Origin of the sequence: Natrinema salinisoli (assembly GCF_020405205.1) — an archaeon.
Classification (GTDB): Archaea; Halobacteriota; Halobacteria; order Halobacteriales; family Natrialbaceae; genus Natrinema; species Natrinema salinisoli.
In genome coordinates, this window is sequence record NZ_CP084469.1 from 1,159,041 (window position 1) to 1,173,554 (window position 14,514).

At 65.4% G+C, this 14,514-nt stretch carries 14 protein-coding genes; 8 read left to right on the forward strand and 6 right to left on the reverse strand.

What is annotated here, in order from left to right:
- Window positions 1-178: 178 nt before the first annotated feature.
- A complete protein-coding gene (locus LDB05_RS05775; RefSeq protein ID WP_226006975.1) occupies window positions 179-334 on the forward strand; it encodes a hypothetical protein in 156 nt (51 codons plus the stop codon).
- A gap of 128 nt (window positions 335-462) precedes the next feature.
- On the opposite strand, the gene LDB05_RS05780 is transcribed toward LDB05_RS05775, so the two are convergent.
- The gene (locus LDB05_RS05780; protein ID WP_226006976.1) at window positions 463-1,293 is read right to left on the reverse strand and encodes a prolipoprotein diacylglyceryl transferase; all 831 of its coding nucleotides are present in this window, start codon (window positions 1,291-1,293) and stop codon (window positions 463-465) included.
- Window positions 1,294-1,567: 274 nt separating this feature from the next.
- On the opposite strand from LDB05_RS05780, the gene rbcL reads away from it, so the two are divergent.
- Window positions 1,568-2,818, forward strand: coding sequence for a type III ribulose-bisphosphate carboxylase (gene rbcL, locus LDB05_RS05785; RefSeq protein WP_226006977.1), 1,251 nt, complete (start codon window positions 1,568-1,570; stop codon window positions 2,816-2,818).
- Between the two features lie 25 nt (window positions 2,819-2,843).
- Here rbcL and LDB05_RS05790 read toward each other — a convergent pair whose 3' ends face one another.
- Window positions 2,844-3,743: a haloalkane dehalogenase gene (locus LDB05_RS05790; RefSeq protein WP_226006978.1), complete on the reverse strand. Its 900-nt coding sequence runs from the start codon at window positions 3,741-3,743 to the stop codon at window positions 2,844-2,846.
- A 204-nt stretch (window positions 3,744-3,947) separates the two neighbouring features.
- On the opposite strand from LDB05_RS05790, the gene bioB reads away from it, so the two are divergent.
- The 4 genes from bioB (at window position 3,948) to bioD (ending at window position 8,272) form a co-directional block, all read left to right on the forward strand.
- Complete coding sequence (bioB, locus tag LDB05_RS05795) at window positions 3,948-5,057, forward strand: biotin synthase BioB (RefSeq protein WP_226006979.1); 1,110 nt, start codon at window positions 3,948-3,950, stop codon at window positions 5,055-5,057.
- Between the two features lie 33 nt (window positions 5,058-5,090).
- Window positions 5,091-6,191, forward strand: coding sequence for a (S)-8-amino-7-oxononanoate synthase BioU (gene bioU, locus LDB05_RS05800; protein ID WP_226006980.1), 1,101 nt, complete (start codon window positions 5,091-5,093; stop codon window positions 6,189-6,191).
- A gap of 156 nt (window positions 6,192-6,347) precedes the next feature.
- Window positions 6,348-7,571 carry an aminotransferase class I/II-fold pyridoxal phosphate-dependent enzyme gene (locus LDB05_RS05805; RefSeq protein ID WP_226006981.1) on the forward strand — a complete coding sequence of 408 codons (1,224 nt, stop codon included), beginning with the start codon at window positions 6,348-6,350 and terminating at the stop codon, window positions 7,569-7,571.
- Complete coding sequence (gene bioD, locus LDB05_RS05810; RefSeq protein WP_226006982.1) at window positions 7,568-8,272, forward strand: dethiobiotin synthase; 705 nt, start codon at window positions 7,568-7,570, stop codon at window positions 8,270-8,272. Before LDB05_RS05805 ends, bioD begins: the two co-directional genes overlap by 4 nt.
- A 14-nt stretch (window positions 8,273-8,286) precedes the next feature.
- Here bioD and LDB05_RS05815 read toward each other — a convergent pair whose 3' ends face one another.
- The 3 genes from LDB05_RS05815 to LDB05_RS05825 all read right to left on the reverse strand — a co-directional run bounded on the left by LDB05_RS05815 (window position 8,287) and on the right by LDB05_RS05825 (window position 10,492).
- Window positions 8,287-8,487, reverse strand: coding sequence for a hypothetical protein (locus LDB05_RS05815; RefSeq protein ID WP_226006983.1), 201 nt, complete (start codon window positions 8,485-8,487; stop codon window positions 8,287-8,289).
- Window positions 8,488-8,652: 165 nt separating this feature from the next.
- The gene (locus LDB05_RS05820) at window positions 8,653-10,161 is read right to left on the reverse strand and encodes a replication factor C large subunit (protein WP_226006984.1); all 1,509 of its coding nucleotides are present in this window, start codon (window positions 10,159-10,161) and stop codon (window positions 8,653-8,655) included.
- A gap of 100 nt (window positions 10,162-10,261) precedes the next feature.
- Window positions 10,262-10,492 carry an AbrB/MazE/SpoVT family DNA-binding domain-containing protein gene (locus LDB05_RS05825; protein WP_226006985.1) on the reverse strand — a complete coding sequence of 77 codons (231 nt, stop codon included), beginning with the start codon at window positions 10,490-10,492 and terminating at the stop codon, window positions 10,262-10,264.
- Window positions 10,493-10,646: 154 nt separating this feature from the next.
- Here LDB05_RS05825 and LDB05_RS05830 point away from each other — a divergent pair, with 154 nt between their 5' ends.
- Complete coding sequence (locus LDB05_RS05830) at window positions 10,647-12,161, forward strand: glutamate-cysteine ligase family protein (RefSeq protein ID WP_226006986.1); 1,515 nt, start codon at window positions 10,647-10,649, stop codon at window positions 12,159-12,161.
- A gap of 121 nt (window positions 12,162-12,282) precedes the next feature.
- On the forward strand, window positions 12,283-13,056 hold the full coding sequence (locus tag LDB05_RS05835; RefSeq protein ID WP_226006987.1) for a FixH family protein: 774 nt from the start codon (window positions 12,283-12,285) through the stop codon (window positions 13,054-13,056).
- A 49-nt stretch (window positions 13,057-13,105) separates the two neighbouring features.
- Here the strand turns inward: LDB05_RS05835 and LDB05_RS05840 are convergent, their stop codons facing one another.
- Window positions 13,106-14,476 carry a hemolysin family protein gene (locus LDB05_RS05840; protein ID WP_226006988.1) on the reverse strand — a complete coding sequence of 457 codons (1,371 nt, stop codon included), beginning with the start codon at window positions 14,474-14,476 and terminating at the stop codon, window positions 13,106-13,108.
- Window positions 14,477-14,514: the final 38 nt, after the last annotated feature.

Below are 14,514 nucleotides of genomic sequence, written 5' to 3' on the forward strand. Positions count from 1 at the left end.
TCACTCGAGCGTACTCGCGGGCCGCGCCTGACCGGCCCCCGTCGCTCGCTCGTTTTGCGGTTTCGGCTACTGTCGGTCAGTCGCTGTTCGGAAACCGTTTCCTGAACCCGTCTCGACACCGCAGGTGCCGTCAGTCGCTCGCACTACGATTAGGGCCGTAGCCGTCGCGTTTCGTCGTATGCCAGTCCACATCGAGTGCGATGCGTGCGGGCGGGAGCATTCGATTCCGGACCGGCCGGACGATTCGGAAACGGGCGGAACACACTGTCCCGACTGCGGTGCGAAATCGTTCACGGTCCGTCGGGCGGGACTCGGGTGGCATCCCGACCCGTGATAGCGGGATCCGCGTCGGAAAACGAACAGCGACCGTCAGCGAAATCCGGGCTGGGGCGTGCGTCGCAACCGATACACCGTCGCGCTCGAGTGCCGCGGGATCGGTCGATGCAATCCGGGGGGTATCCGTCAGAACAATCCGGTGACGGCCGCCCAGAGTCGGCCGAAGAAGCCGGCGGATTCGGTGTCGTCCGTCGTGGATTCGCCGTCGTCCGCGTCGTCGGGTTCGGTAGCGTTCGAATCAGTTCCGATGGTCGAATCCGTCCCGTTTTCCTGGGCTGAAACGGCGATACTCGAGTTCGAGGGTGCCGTCTCCTCCGTGTCGGCGTCGGACGACGGGCGCTCGTCCGGTTCGGATTCGGTTTCGGCGAGCCGATCGGCAATCTCGTCGACGGCTCCGGCATCGTCGTCGGCGTTTCGAACGGTCGCGTCCGACGATGTTTCCGGGTCCGTCTCGGCGGTTGGCGGTTCCTCGTCGACAGTCCCGTTCGGTTCGTCCGATGCGGGATTTGCGTCGGACTCCTGGGGTTCCTCCGAGACGGAACTCTCGTCGGACTCGTCCGTTTCGATCCACAGGAACTGCTGGTCTTTCGTTCGGCCCGTGAGAAGGAGGTCCTCGAGTTCGTCGTCGTCGGCCAATAAATCGTCGTGAACTGCCGTCTCCCGCTCGGGGTCGGGCTCGTCCGCGCTCGCGATGATGTCGTCCGGACTGTCGTCCGCGAGAACGTCGTCGGCGCCGCCCTCGTCCGTTACGTCGGCGCGGAGCTGGTCGAAGACGTCGGCCGCCGTCCTGTCCTCGACGGGATCGGTCTCTTCCGCCTCGGCGGCGTCGCCGTCCGTCGATTCGGTCCAGCGGTTCTCCCCCGAATCGCCGTCCTCGAGCTCCCCGAACAACTCGTCGACACTCGCGCCCGCATCGAACGCGGTGTCGCCCGGATTGTCGATCTTGCTATCTGTCATAAACCCGTTCACGTCTAGATCATAATCACGCGTCTTTAATTTTTGGAATTTTTCCAGTCACGATTGATGAGATATGTGATGTATTAGTGTATTGGCCGTTAGGCGGTACCGACGAGGTCGGAAGTTGACAAGTAGGGAACGAACGGCTCTCGGAGAAGACAATCGGCAAAATCGCGGCTCGAGCCGGGAAATGGGACGCCGCGGCTCCGCTCCCTCAGTCGGCGGGTCGCGGCACAAGCCCTATTACTCGATACGATGAATGCGAAAGGGTACCATGACTGGGATCGAGTACGACGACTTCCTGGACCTCGGGTACGAACCCGGAGCGACGGAGTTGGTCTGTGAATTCACCATCGAACCGGCGGCGGACATGTCCGTGGAGGCCGCGGCGAGCCGAGTCGCGTCGGAGTCCTCGAACGGAACGTGGGCCGCGCTACACGTCGACGAGGACGAACTGACGGACCTCGGTGCGGTCGCCTGCGGAATCGACGGCGACCGGATCACCGTCGCCTACCCCGCCGAGTTGTTCGAGCCCGGCAGTATGCCACAGATCCTCTCGTGTATCGCGGGGAACATCCTCGGAATGAAGGCCGTCGACTCGATCCGGCTCGAGGACTGCCAGTGGCCGGAGTCGATCGTCGGAGAATTCCCGGGCCCCCAGTTCGGCACGAGCGTCGCACGAGAGAAACTCGATGCCGGCGACCGACCGGTGCTCGCGACGGTGCCGAAACCCAAGGTCGGCCTCTCGACCGACGCGCACGCCAGAATCGGTGAAGAGGCCTGGCGCGGCGGCATCGATCTGTTGAAAGACGACGAGAACCTGACCGATCAGGCGTTCAATCCCTTCGAGGACCGGCTCGCGGAGAGCCTCGCCGCGCGCGACCGCGCTCAGGAGGAGACGGGCGAGCGCAAGGATTACCTCGTGAACGTGACCGGGGAAACCGTCGAGATGCTAGACCGAGTCGACCGCGTGGCCGAACACGGCGGCGGGTTCGTCATGGTCGACGTCATTACCTGTGGGTGGGCCGCCGTCCAGAGCGTCCGAGACCGCTGTGAGAAGCACGGCCTGGCAATCCACGCCCACCGCGCGATGCACGCCGCGTTCGATCGCCTTGAGCACCACGGCGTCTCGATGCGCGTCATCGCACAGATCGCCCGGCTCTGCGGCGTCGACCACATCCACACCGGGACCGCAGGCCTGGGCAAACTCGCGAACGAGGACACGCCGGGAATCAACGAGTGGCTCACGGGCGACTGTCACGGCCTGAAGCCCGTCCTTCCGGTCGCCTCGGGCGGCCTCCACCCCGGTGTCGTCGATCAGTTGATCGATGCCCTCGGGACGGACATCATCGTGCAGGCCGGCGGTGGCGTTCACGGCCACCCCGACGGGACGCACGCGGGGGCGAAAGCCCTTCGACAGTCAGTCGAAGCCTCGATTGCCGGCGAGAGCCTCGAAGAGTACGCCACCGACCATCCGGAACTCGCGACGGCGCTCGAGAAGTGGGGCGCGGAGACGCCGCGGTAGCCGCGCCGTTCGGTCGATCCTCGAGTCAGGTCCGATCGACGAAGTCGACGATGTGCTCGGCGATCTCCTCACCGGCATCTTCCTGCAAGAAGTGTGCGGCCTCGTCGATCCAGACGTCGGGTTGGTCGCTCGCGGTCGGGATGAGGCCCCGCAGCGGATCGCGGTTGTCGGCCGTGATCGGATCGTTCTTCGCGAACAGGACGAACGCGGGTTTCTCCCACTCGGCGAGCCGATCCTGTGCGTCCGCGAACAACTCGGCCCCGGGGTCGTCGGGCGATTGCGGCACCAGCCCCGGGAAGGTACGGGCACCGGCCATGTACCGTTCGTCCGGAAACGGCGCGCGGTAAGCGTCGATCACGTCCTCGGAGAGGTCCCGGTAACAGCCGTTCGCGACTAGCTCGCCGATGTCGAGGTCCTCGGCGGTCGCCACCATCTCGGCGAACGCGTGCCAGGTGTCGCTCATCTCCTGAGTCCCGTCGGGGAGGCCGGTGTTCATCGGGACGAGCCGGGCGAACCGCTCGGGCTGGTTGGCCGCGAGCGACAGTCCGAGCAGGCCACCCCAATCCTGGCAGACGAGGGTGATGTTCGTCAGCTCGAGTTCCTCGACGAACGTCCGAAGGGCGTCGTAGTGCATGTCGACGGTGTACTCGTCCCGGTCTTCGTACCTGTCTGAGCGCCCGCAGCCGATCAGGTCCGGTACGACCACGCGGCCCCGTTCGGCCAGCGTTGGCATCATCTTCCGGTAGAGGAACGACCAGGTCGGTTCGCCGTGCAGACAGAGGAACGTCTCCTCGTCCTCGGTGGTACTCCCGTCGCCGCCGGTTTCCACGTACGCCATCCGCAGATCACCGACGTCGACGTACTGCGGCTCGTAGTCGAAATCCGGTACGTCCTCGAACCGATCCTCCGGAACGCTGACAGTCATACGGCATGATACCGCGTGTCACTATTCAAAGGTTGGGGAACCGATGTGAACTTCCTTCCCGTGGAAAACGATCGGACGCGACCGACGAGATGCGTCCCTCACATGCTGGGCCACGAGAACGACGGCTCCCGGCGGACCTCGAGGACGCTTCAATCGACGTGACCATCCAAAAACATTATATTCTCGTTAACTGCTTTTAGAGATGTGGTTTACGAGACTGGAAACGAGACGGTCGACGACGCGCTCGAGCGGGTCATGGCCGGCGAGCAGCTCGATCGGACCCACGGGCTGGCACTGATGGCCCAGCCGGTCGAGGCGCTCGCGGAGGCCGGCGCGACCGTGCGCGATCACTTCGGTGACGGTACGGTCGACGCCTGCTCGATCGTCAACGCGAAGGCGGGTAACTGCGCCGAGGACTGCGGGTTCTGTGCGCAGTCGGTCCACTTCGATACCGGCATCGACACCTACGGCTTCCTCGGCCCTGAGAAGATCCTCGAGGCGGCGAAGCGCGCCGAACGCGACGGCGCCCAGCGATTCGGCATCGTCGTCGCCGAGAAAGGCGTCTCGAAGGAACATCGTCCCGAGGAGTGGGCGGAGGTCCTCGAGTCGATCCGACTGGTTCGCGACGAGTGCGATCTCGAGGTGGACGCCTCCCTCGGTATCCTCACCGAGGAGGAGGCCGCGATCCTCGCCGAGGAAGGGATCAATCACTACAATCACAACATCGAGACCTCCCCGGACTACTTCCCCGAGATCGTCAACTCTCACAGCTTCGCGGACCGGGTCGAGACGCTCGAGGTCGCCAAGGAAGCCGGGATGGACCTCTGTGCCGGCGTCATCCTCGGCATGGGCGAGACGCCGACCGACCGCGTCGAGGCCGCGATCGCCCTGCAGGACATCGGCGTCTCCTCGCTGCCGGTCAACGTCCTCAACCCCGTCGCGGGGACGCCGCTGGCGGAGGCGGGCGTCGACATCACGACCGAGGAGATCGTCAAGACGGTCGCGGTGTACAAACTGCTCCACCCCGACTCGCGGGTCCGCCTGACCGGCGGCCGCGAGGTCAACCTCGAGCCCGACGAGCAGCACCTGCCGCTCGAGGCCGGCGCGGACGGCATCCTCACTGGCGACTACCTCACGACCGAGGGGCAGTCGCCCGGCGACGACCTGGAAATCGTCGAGCGCGCGGGGATGGAGCCGAACATGGACGCCAACGAGTTCGATCCCGAGGAGGTCAAGGCTCGACACAGCGAGGCCGCGGAATCGGACTCGTCGACCGAAACGGCGGCCACGGGCGCGGAACCGAGCGACGACTGACGACCAGCGGACGAATTCAGCACATCGATACACATGGACGAAATCACGTTTGCGGTCCTCGGAACCGGAGGCATCGGCCGACGAGCACTCGAAGTAAGCCAGCACAAGGACGCGTTGACGCCCGTCGCGGCGTGTGACCGCCACGGCGTCGCCGTCGATTTCGACGGCCTCGACGTCGACGAACTGCTCGCGGCGACGGAAGGCAATATCGATAGCGAGCCGCGGAGCGGCTCGGATAAGTCGAGCGGTGACGAGCCGCGAGACAACGAGGTCGCCACGGACGGTGGCGCGGCCGCCGAGGGCGGCGTCAAACAACACGGCGAAGCGAAAGGCGTTGTCGCCTCGAGCCAGGCCCGACGCAGCGAGGATCCGATTCAGGAGATAATCGACCACGGCGACCGGATCGACGCGGTGCTTCTCGCGCTACCGAACTACGAGCACGACTTCATTCCGCGGACCGCCGACCGCTTCGCCGAGGGCGACTACTCCGGCGTCATGATCGACGTGCTCAAGCGCTCGCGCGTGATCGACATGCTCGACGATCGCAGCGAGTCGTTCGAGGACGCCGGTATCACCTTCATCTGCGGGGCGGGCGCGACGCCCGGGCTGCTCACCGGCGCGGCGGCGCTGGCCGCCCAATCGTTCGTCGAGGTCACCGACGTCGACATCTGGTGGGGCGTCGGTCTCAAGTCCGGCTACGAGGACAACCGCGGGACCGTCCGGGAGGACATCGCCCACCTCCCGGAGTACGACATCGAGACCGCCCGCGACCTCTCCGAGGCGGAGATCGAGGCGATCATCGACGAGCACGACGGCGCCATCGAGTTCGAGGACATGGAACACGCCGACGACGTCCTGCTCGAGCGCGCCGGCGTCTGCGACGCCGAGGACGTCGAGGTGGGTGGCATCCTCGACGTGCGCAACGACGAGAAGCCGACGACGACCACGGTTCGCGTGACCGGGCGGACCTTCGACGGCGAGACGGCGACGAACACCTTCCGGCTCGGCGACGAGACCAGCATGGAAGCCAACGTCAACGGCCCCGCACTGGGCTACCTGAAGGCCGGCGTCCGACGGAACCGGGCCGGCGAATACGGCGTCTTCGGACCGGCCGATCTGATGCCCGGCTTCTGAGTTACGCACTGTACGTCCAGATCCGTTTTCGATGGGAGAAACACCACCACACCCGAGACCGTGGCGAATCGACCGGCTCGAGCGGCGAGCGAGCCGAACCAGCCGAGCGACCGGAATCGTGAGAATCAAACCGTGGCGTTGAGTCCGTTTAGCCGAATGGCCGACCGCGGGTTCGATCTCGAAGACCGACTCGAGACGCTCGAGGAAACCGACCTGAAACGCGCACTGTCGCCGGTCGATCGGGTTGCCGAGCGCGGCTACTTCGGCGAGCCCTCGGGCGGCGATCTGCCGGTTCTCGAGACAGCCGAGGCGCTGGTGTTCGCCTCGAACAACTATCTGGGGCTGACCGACGACCAGCGAGTACAGGATGCGGCCCGACAGGCCGCTGCGACGGTCGGCACGGGTGCGGGAGCGAGTCGACTCGTCACCGGCGATACGATGGTCCATCGGGACCTGGAACGAGTACTCGCCGAGGTCAAGGGAACCGAGCGGGCGCTGGCGTTCTCCTCGGGCTACGCCGCGAACGTCGGGACGATCGCAGCGCTCGAGCCGGACGTCATCTTCTCCGACGAACTGAACCACGCGAGCATCATCGACGGCTGTCGGCTCGCGGGTGCCGAAACGGTCGTCTACGACCACTGCGACGCCGCGAGTCTGCGATCGAAACTCGAGGAGCGCGCCCGAACGGCTACGCGAGACGGTCGGGATCCGGCCGACGAATCGTGGTTGATCGTCACCGATTCGGTGTTCAGTATGGACGGCACCGTCGCACCGCTGGAAGCGATCTGTGACGCCGCCGAGGCGTTCGGCGCGTGGGTGATGGTCGACGAGGCCCACGCGACCGGACTGTACGCGAACGGCGGCGGCGTCGTACAAGCCGAGGGGCTCGAAGACCGGATCCAGATACAGATGGGAACGCTGTCGAAGGCGCTGGCCAGTCAGGGCGGATACGTCGCCGGGAGCGCGGACCTGATCGAGTGCCTGGTCAACGATGCGCGCTCGTTCGTCTTCTCGACCGGCCTCGCGCCGCCGGCCGCCGCGGCCGCGAGCGAGGCGCTCCACGTCGCCCGCCACAGCGGTGCTCGAGACCACCTCTGGGAGAACGTCGCCCACCTCCGCGACGGGCTCGAGTCGATGGGATTCGAGGTGTTAGGCGAGTCCCAGATCTTGCCCGTACTCGTGGGTGACCGAACGGACGCGATCGACCTCGCCGAGGGCATCCGGGAGCGCGACGTCGTCGCACCGGCGATCCGACCGCCGACCGTTCCGGAGGGAACCAGCCGCATCCGCGTCGCCCCGATGGCGACGCACGACCGGGACGACATTATCACCTGTCTCGAGGCGTTCAGGGCGGCCGGCGAGGAGGTGGGACTGCTGTGAGCGCACGGCGACCGCTCGCCGTCGTCGGCACCGGCACGGGCGTCGGAAAGACGGTCATCACGGCCGGGCTCACGCGCCTGCTCCGCGAGGCCGGTCACGATGCACGGGCGATCAAGCCGGCGCAGACCGGCCATCCGCCGGACGACGACGCCGGATTCGTCGCCGCGGCCTGCGAGGACCCCGACGCCGCGACCTGTCCGCGCTATCTCGAGCCGGCGCTGGCACCGCGGGTCGCGGCCGAGGTCGCGGACGAGACAATCGAGTACGAGGCGATCCGTGCGGCCTGCGAACGCGAGATCGAGTCGACGCCGGTCCCGATCGTCGAGGGGATCGGCGGACTTCGAGTGCCGCTGGCCGGTGACCGCGAAGTGATCGACCTCGTCGCGGACCTCGAGGCCGTGGCGGTGGTCGTCACGCGGGCTGGACTGGGGACGCTCAACCACACCGCGCTGACGGTCGACGCGCTCGCGGCTCGCGGCATCGACGTCTGCGGGATCGTCGTCAACGAGTACGCGGGCGAGACGGTGGCCGAACGGACCAATCCCGACGAACTCGAGCGCATGACGGGTCACGGGGTCGAGACGGTCCCGCCGCTCGACGATCGTGAGGGGGAGAACGATCCGCCAGAACTCGCTGCCGGAGTCGTCGATGCACTGTCGCCGGCGTTTCGCGACCGGCTGCCGATGGAACTGTCTCGGTAGCGCCGCGTAATTACTCAGGCCGACGGGGCCGTTCGTTCGTCCTCGGCCGTCGTCTCGCGGCCGGACGTGATATCGAGTTCGGGTACCGCCGCGTCGAGGTCGATGAGGTAAGAGACCACTTCCGACTTCCGGTGTTCCACCTCGAGGTGGACGCAGAGCGCGTTGCGGTCGTCGTACGGTTCCGTGCAGAGCGGGCAGCTGTGGGCGTCTGTCATTCGGCCGATCACCGTGTGATACTCTCACCGCTCATCGACGTAATAGTGTCGGTCAATTTATGTATGACATATCACCGACGAATAAAACCAGGTCATCGACGCTCGACCGGATTCGCTGTTCGTTCGGACTGCGACTGTACCGATCGAGCGGCGACGAGTAGCCGCTCAGAAGAAGTCGTTCAGCCCTGACTGATCGTCGTCCGGTTCGTCAGCCGCCGATGCGTCGTCCGATTCGGCCTCCGAGGCGCTTTCGCCGTCGGCGTCCGTGGAAGCGAGCGTCCGTTGACCGCTCGAGTCTCGATCGCCGTCGTCGCCCTCGTCAGTATCGGCACTCCCTTCGTCGCCGTCCGTGCTCGAGCGGTCGGCCTCGAAGAAGGCGTTACCCGAGTGTTCGACCGCTCGTTCGGCTTTGCGCTCTTCGGCGTCCTCGACGATGGACTGGACCTTGTTGGTATCCTTCCCGCTGCCGGTGACGAAGGAGACTTCAGACTCGTCGAGATCGTACGCCGCGGCCATGCGGACGGTGAGATCACGATTCTTGCAGTGGTGGGTCATCGCCGAGAGGAAGGGGAGAATCTCCCGGCGGGCCGTGGCGACGCTCGCCCCCTCCCGTTCGGCGATGCGCTCGGCGATCGAATCACGGGTATTTCGCGTCCCCTTGGTCCGGCCGAGTTTCGACCAGTAGCTCGGCGGGCCGTATCGCGTCCACCCGCCCTTGTCGCCCCGCCGCGAGGCGGCGACCCCGGCGGTCATGTTGTCCGTCGCGTACCGCCAGTAGGAGTAGTCCTGCGTGGCCCGGACGCGGCCCAGCCAGCGATCGGCGTTCGAGAGGAACTCGTACGCGTCGGCCAGCTCCGCACCCTCGTAATCCTTCGGAACGTTGTCCTCGATCCAGTTGAGCAGGTCGTCCGGCGTCTCGTCGACGTCGTAGGAGGCTCGCAACGCGCCCTCGGCGTCTTCCTCCTTGATGAGCGCGTCGAGGAAGTCGAAGATCCCCTCGGTGGTGTCGCGCTCGCTCGTCACGACGTCGTCGACGGTCAATCGCTCGGCTTCCTCCGCGACCGCCTGCAGGTCGTTGACCGCCGAGCGCAGGTCGCCGCTCGTCGACTCGGCGATCTTCTCGAGCGCCTCGTCCTCGAACTCGATTCCCTCGCGTCGGCAGATATCGCGCAGCACGGGAACGATCGACCGCTTCGAGACGTCCCGGAATTCGATGGTCTCGCAGGCGTTGCGAAGCGACTGGCTCATGTCGTAGAACTCGTTTGCCACGAGGACGATCGGCTGGTTCGCGTCCTTGACGACGCGCGTGACCTCCCGCGAGCCGCCGTAGTCTGCGTTGCCGTGGAAGTTGTCCGCTTCGTCGAGGATGACGAGCCGGCGACCCGCTTCGCCGGCGGTGAGCGTTCCGCTCTTCGCCGCTTCGCCGGCGATCTTCTCGATGACGTCGGCCCCCCGGCTGTCGCTGGCGTTGAGTTCCATCACCGGCCATCCCATGTCGTTCGCCAGCGCGTGGGCGGCGGAAGTCTTCCCGACGCCCGGGCTGCCGTGGACGATCACCGACTTCCGGTGGTCGTCCCAGCTCTGGGCCCACTCCTCGAGTTGGTCGCGGGCCTTGTTGTTGCCGCGTACCTCCGACAGCGTCGTCGGGCGGTACGTCTCCGTCCAGTCGGTCATTGGACACTGGTTGGTGCGAGTCGCGTTTAGTGGTTGCGGAGCATCACTCCTCGGTAACTGTTTCGATGAGCACGAGGAGAAAACCCGTTTCCGCGTACGTTTAGCGTCCGGCTTCGTCGGACGCCGCTTCACGCGCCTCCGCACGGAGTTCGGCTGTCCTTTCCTCGCCGTCCGCGAACTCTTCTCTGAGCGCCTCGAGGGGGTCGTCTGCGACTGGAATCAGCTTGATGCCATCGTGAAGATCGACGATATGGTAGTGATCGCCGTATCGCTCTCGGAGCCCTTTCGGAAGCGTCAGGCGACCACGATCGTCCAGTGTCGTATCCGGCATGCGCGACGGTACGATGGCCACGGATACGAACGTACCCCATGTTCGATCAGTCATCCACTCACTGCCGTCGGGTTGACTGGCTACTCAGGAACGATACCTCTGGACGACACTGTTGCACCGCACTTCTAAGCGGCTGGATCGCCTTGGTTCACTAATGGCGGAGTTCATCGACCTCGTCGCGCGCTCGCTCCGCGAGGAGACGCGCAGCGAGTTCGACCGCCGCGTCGACGAGCAAGCCGCCCGTCTCACCGACGCTCTCCGGACTGGACGACTCGACAACCCCGGATTCGGGCTCGGCATCGAACTCGAGGCCTACGCGGTCGACGAGGAGAACCGGCTTGCTCGAGTGCCCGACAGCGTGTTCGACGAGCACTGTGACAGGGAGCTGGGGGAACATAACGTCGAGCTCCACACCGATCCGACGCCGTTCGACGACGAGGGGATCGCCGCACAGGCGGCATCGCTCCGTCAGGATTATCGGACCGCACAGCGAGCGGCAGCGCAGAACGGACTCGAGATCGTTCTCGATTCGATGTGGACGATTCCGCCGCGGGAGGGCAGTGGCGACTACCTGGGAGCCGTTCGCGAGTGTGAGGGGCTGTCGATCGCCGAGAACATGACGTCGTCACCGCGCTACTGTGCGATCGACAACGACGTATTGGGGCGGACTGGGGGTTCGATTCCCCTCTCGGTTCCGGGCGTCGACCAGCAGTTTCCGTCGCTCCTGTTCGAATCCCTCGCGAGTTCGATACAGCCACACCTCCAGGTCCCCGACGCCGAGGCGTTTCCGCGCTACTACAACACCGCCTTGGGAACGCTCGGCCCAGTCCTCGCGCTGGCGACGAACTCGCCGTTGCTCCCGCCCGACCTGTACGCGACCGACGATCCGTACGACGTGCTCGAGGAGACTTCCCACGAACTCCGAATTCCGGTGTTCGAGCAGTCCATCAATCGGGCCTGGGAGAAAGTCCGGTTTCCCGACGAGATCGGGAGCGCGGCTGATACCATCGACCGTCTGGTCGCCGATCCGACGTGTGCGCCGTTCCTCCGCGAGTGGCTGCGAGACGATGAGCGTGAGACCTTCGCGGAGCAGTTCTGGGAACTCGATCACAAGCGGGGGACCTACTGGCGGTGGCTTCGTGCCGTCATCGGCGGCCAGCCGGTCGATCGGGGCGACCGCTGGTCGATTCGCATCGAATACCGGCCGCTCCCCACGCAACCGACTATCCGGGAAAACATCGGACTCCAGTGTCTGGTCGCCGGGCTCGTCCGCGGACTGTGTGTCGCCGATCATCCGCTCGAGACCCTCGACCGAGACGCCGCCGAACGGAGCTTCTACAGCGCGGTCGAAGACGGGCTCGACGCCGACCTCGCGTGGATCACGGCCGACGGTGACCGGACGACCGACTCGAGCGTGATCTACGAGGAACTCTTCGAGTACGCACGACGGGGGCTCCGCGGGCAAGGCGTTTCGTCGGACACTATCGAGGAGTTCCTCGGACCGCTCGAGGCGCGCTGGACCGACCGGACGACACCGAGTCGGTGGAAACTCGCTCGCGTCACCGATCACCTCGACGCTGGCAAAGAGTTTGACGAAGCCGTCCGCGAGATGCAAAGCGAGTACATCGCTCGAGCGACGAGCGAGGAGCCGATCACGCGGTGGTCCTGAACTCGGCGACCACCGATCGGCGACCGCTCGTCGAACGGGGCGGGCGTGTCTCCAGTGGCCCGATCGGACACCGGCACAGGCGGTGCCAAACAGTAAGCCGTTCGACAGCGAGATGGCCGGTATGGAGGATCAATCGAGCCACGGTGACGGAGCAGACGAGACGACGCGGGGATATGCACCCGTGGGACACGCTGCGCCTGGGGGATTGGCACTGGCCGCGAACGGAGTCCGGCTCGAGCCCTCGGAGACGCGATTCGAACCCGAGGTGGCCACCGACTGGACGTTCCGAATCGTCGACGAGGACGGGAAAGCGGTGACCGATTTCGAGGAAGCGCACGGGCAGCGCGGTCACCTCATCGTCGTTCGGCGGGACCTCACTCGATTCCGGCATCTCCACCCGGAACTGGCGTCAGACGGGACGTGGTCCGTCGAGGGGCTGACGTTACCGGATCCGGGCGTATATCGGGCGTTCGTGGATGTCGTCCTCGATGGACACTCGACGACGCTCGGGTTCGATCTGTTCGCTTCGGAACCCGGAACGATCGAAGCGCGGCCGAACTCGTCGCGCCGAGCGACGGCAGGCGAGTACGAAATCGAACTGCTCACGAACGAGATTGTCGCTCGGGAAGGAAGCCGATTGATCTTCGAAGTCCGCCGTGACGACGATCCCGTTTCGGAATTGGGACAGTATCTCGGAGCGCTCGGCCACCTCGTCGCGGTCCGTGAGGGGGACCTCGCGTATCTCCACGTCCATCCCGAGGCGACTGCACCCGACAGCGGACGTGTCGAATTCGGGGCGACGTTTCCGACCCCGGGACGGTATCGACTGTTTCTGCAGACCAGGCCGGAAGGGACCTTGACGACGACGCAGTTCGACGTTCACATCCGCACGTAATAGTCACTGTCTCGGCTCGAGAGGAACCGAATATGGCTGGTCTCAGTTTTCAACCGGACGACTCCTCGGCCTCCGTAACGCTCTCGCTGACGATCACGCTCGAGATGCGCGTTCCGTCCACGTCGTCGACGGTGAGCTCGTAGCCGTCGGCCTCGATCGAGTCGCCGACTTCGGGCGCACGGCCGAGGCGGCTCAACACGAGACCCGCGATTGTGTCGTACGCGTCGGCTTCGAACGTCGTCCCGAGGGCGTCGTTGACGTCCGCCAGCGGGACGCCGCCGTCTACGCCGTACCGACCGTCGGGGAGTTCGTCGACGGTCGGCTCCATGTCGGCGACGTCGAACTCGTCTTGAATCTCGCCGACGACCACCTCGATGACGTCCTCGATCGTCAGGATCCCTTCGAAGGCCCCCCACTCGTCGATGACGACCGCCATCTGGACGTTTTGTCGCCGGAACTCGGCGAGGATCTCGTCGATCCGGCGCGTCTCGGGAACGATGAGGACGTCTCGAGCGAGGTCGCGTGCGGTCGGTTCGGCCGCTCGTTCCTCGTCGGTCGTGTCGTCACCGTCTGCAGCTTCGATCGCCTGGAGGATGTCCTTCGCGTGAACGAAGCCGACGACGGGGTCGTCGGACTCCTCGTCGACGACGGGGAATCGCGTGTAGTTCCCGTTGGCAGCAACGCCGCGGAGTTCGGAGAGGGGCATTCCCGCTCTGACGGTGATGACGTCCGGGCGCGGGATCATGACTTCGCGAGCGACCGTGTCGCCGAGATCGAAAATCGCCTCGATCATCTCGACTTCGTCCATGTCGACCGCGCCCTGTTGGCCCGACTGTGAGACGATACGCAGAATCTCCTCTTGACTGTGGCTCTCGTCGCGCTCGGATGGCGGTGCGACGCCGATGAGCCGAGTGAAAAAGTTCGCCGTCCCGTTGAAGACGATGATCCCTGGGAGGAAGATGTAGTAGAAGAACTTCATCGGCGCGGCGACGAGCAGCGCGATCCGCTCGGCGTCCGCGATGGCGAGGGTCTTCGGCGCGAGCTCCCCGAAGACGACGTGCAGGAAGGTGATGATACTGAACCCGATCGCGATGGATACCAGATGAAGCGTTCCTGCTGGAAGCACTGGCCCGAGCACGGGCTCGAGTAGCGAGGCGATAGCCGGTTCGCCGACCCACCCCAGCCCCAGCGATGCGATCGTGATACCCAGCTGGGTCGTCGCGAGGTAGTCGTCCAAGTTCTCCTCGGCCTCCTGGACGAGTTTCGCCGACGACCGGCCTTCGTCGACGAGCGTCTGAATCTGCGTCGGTCGGATCCGAACGTACGCGAACTCCGCGGCGACGAAGAACCCGTTCAGGAAGACCAGGAAGAAGGCGAAAAGGAGCCGCCCGAACGAAAAGGCGAGATCAACCGCTACCATCGTTGCCTCCGTGACTGGTGTGGGCAATCCGATAGCGG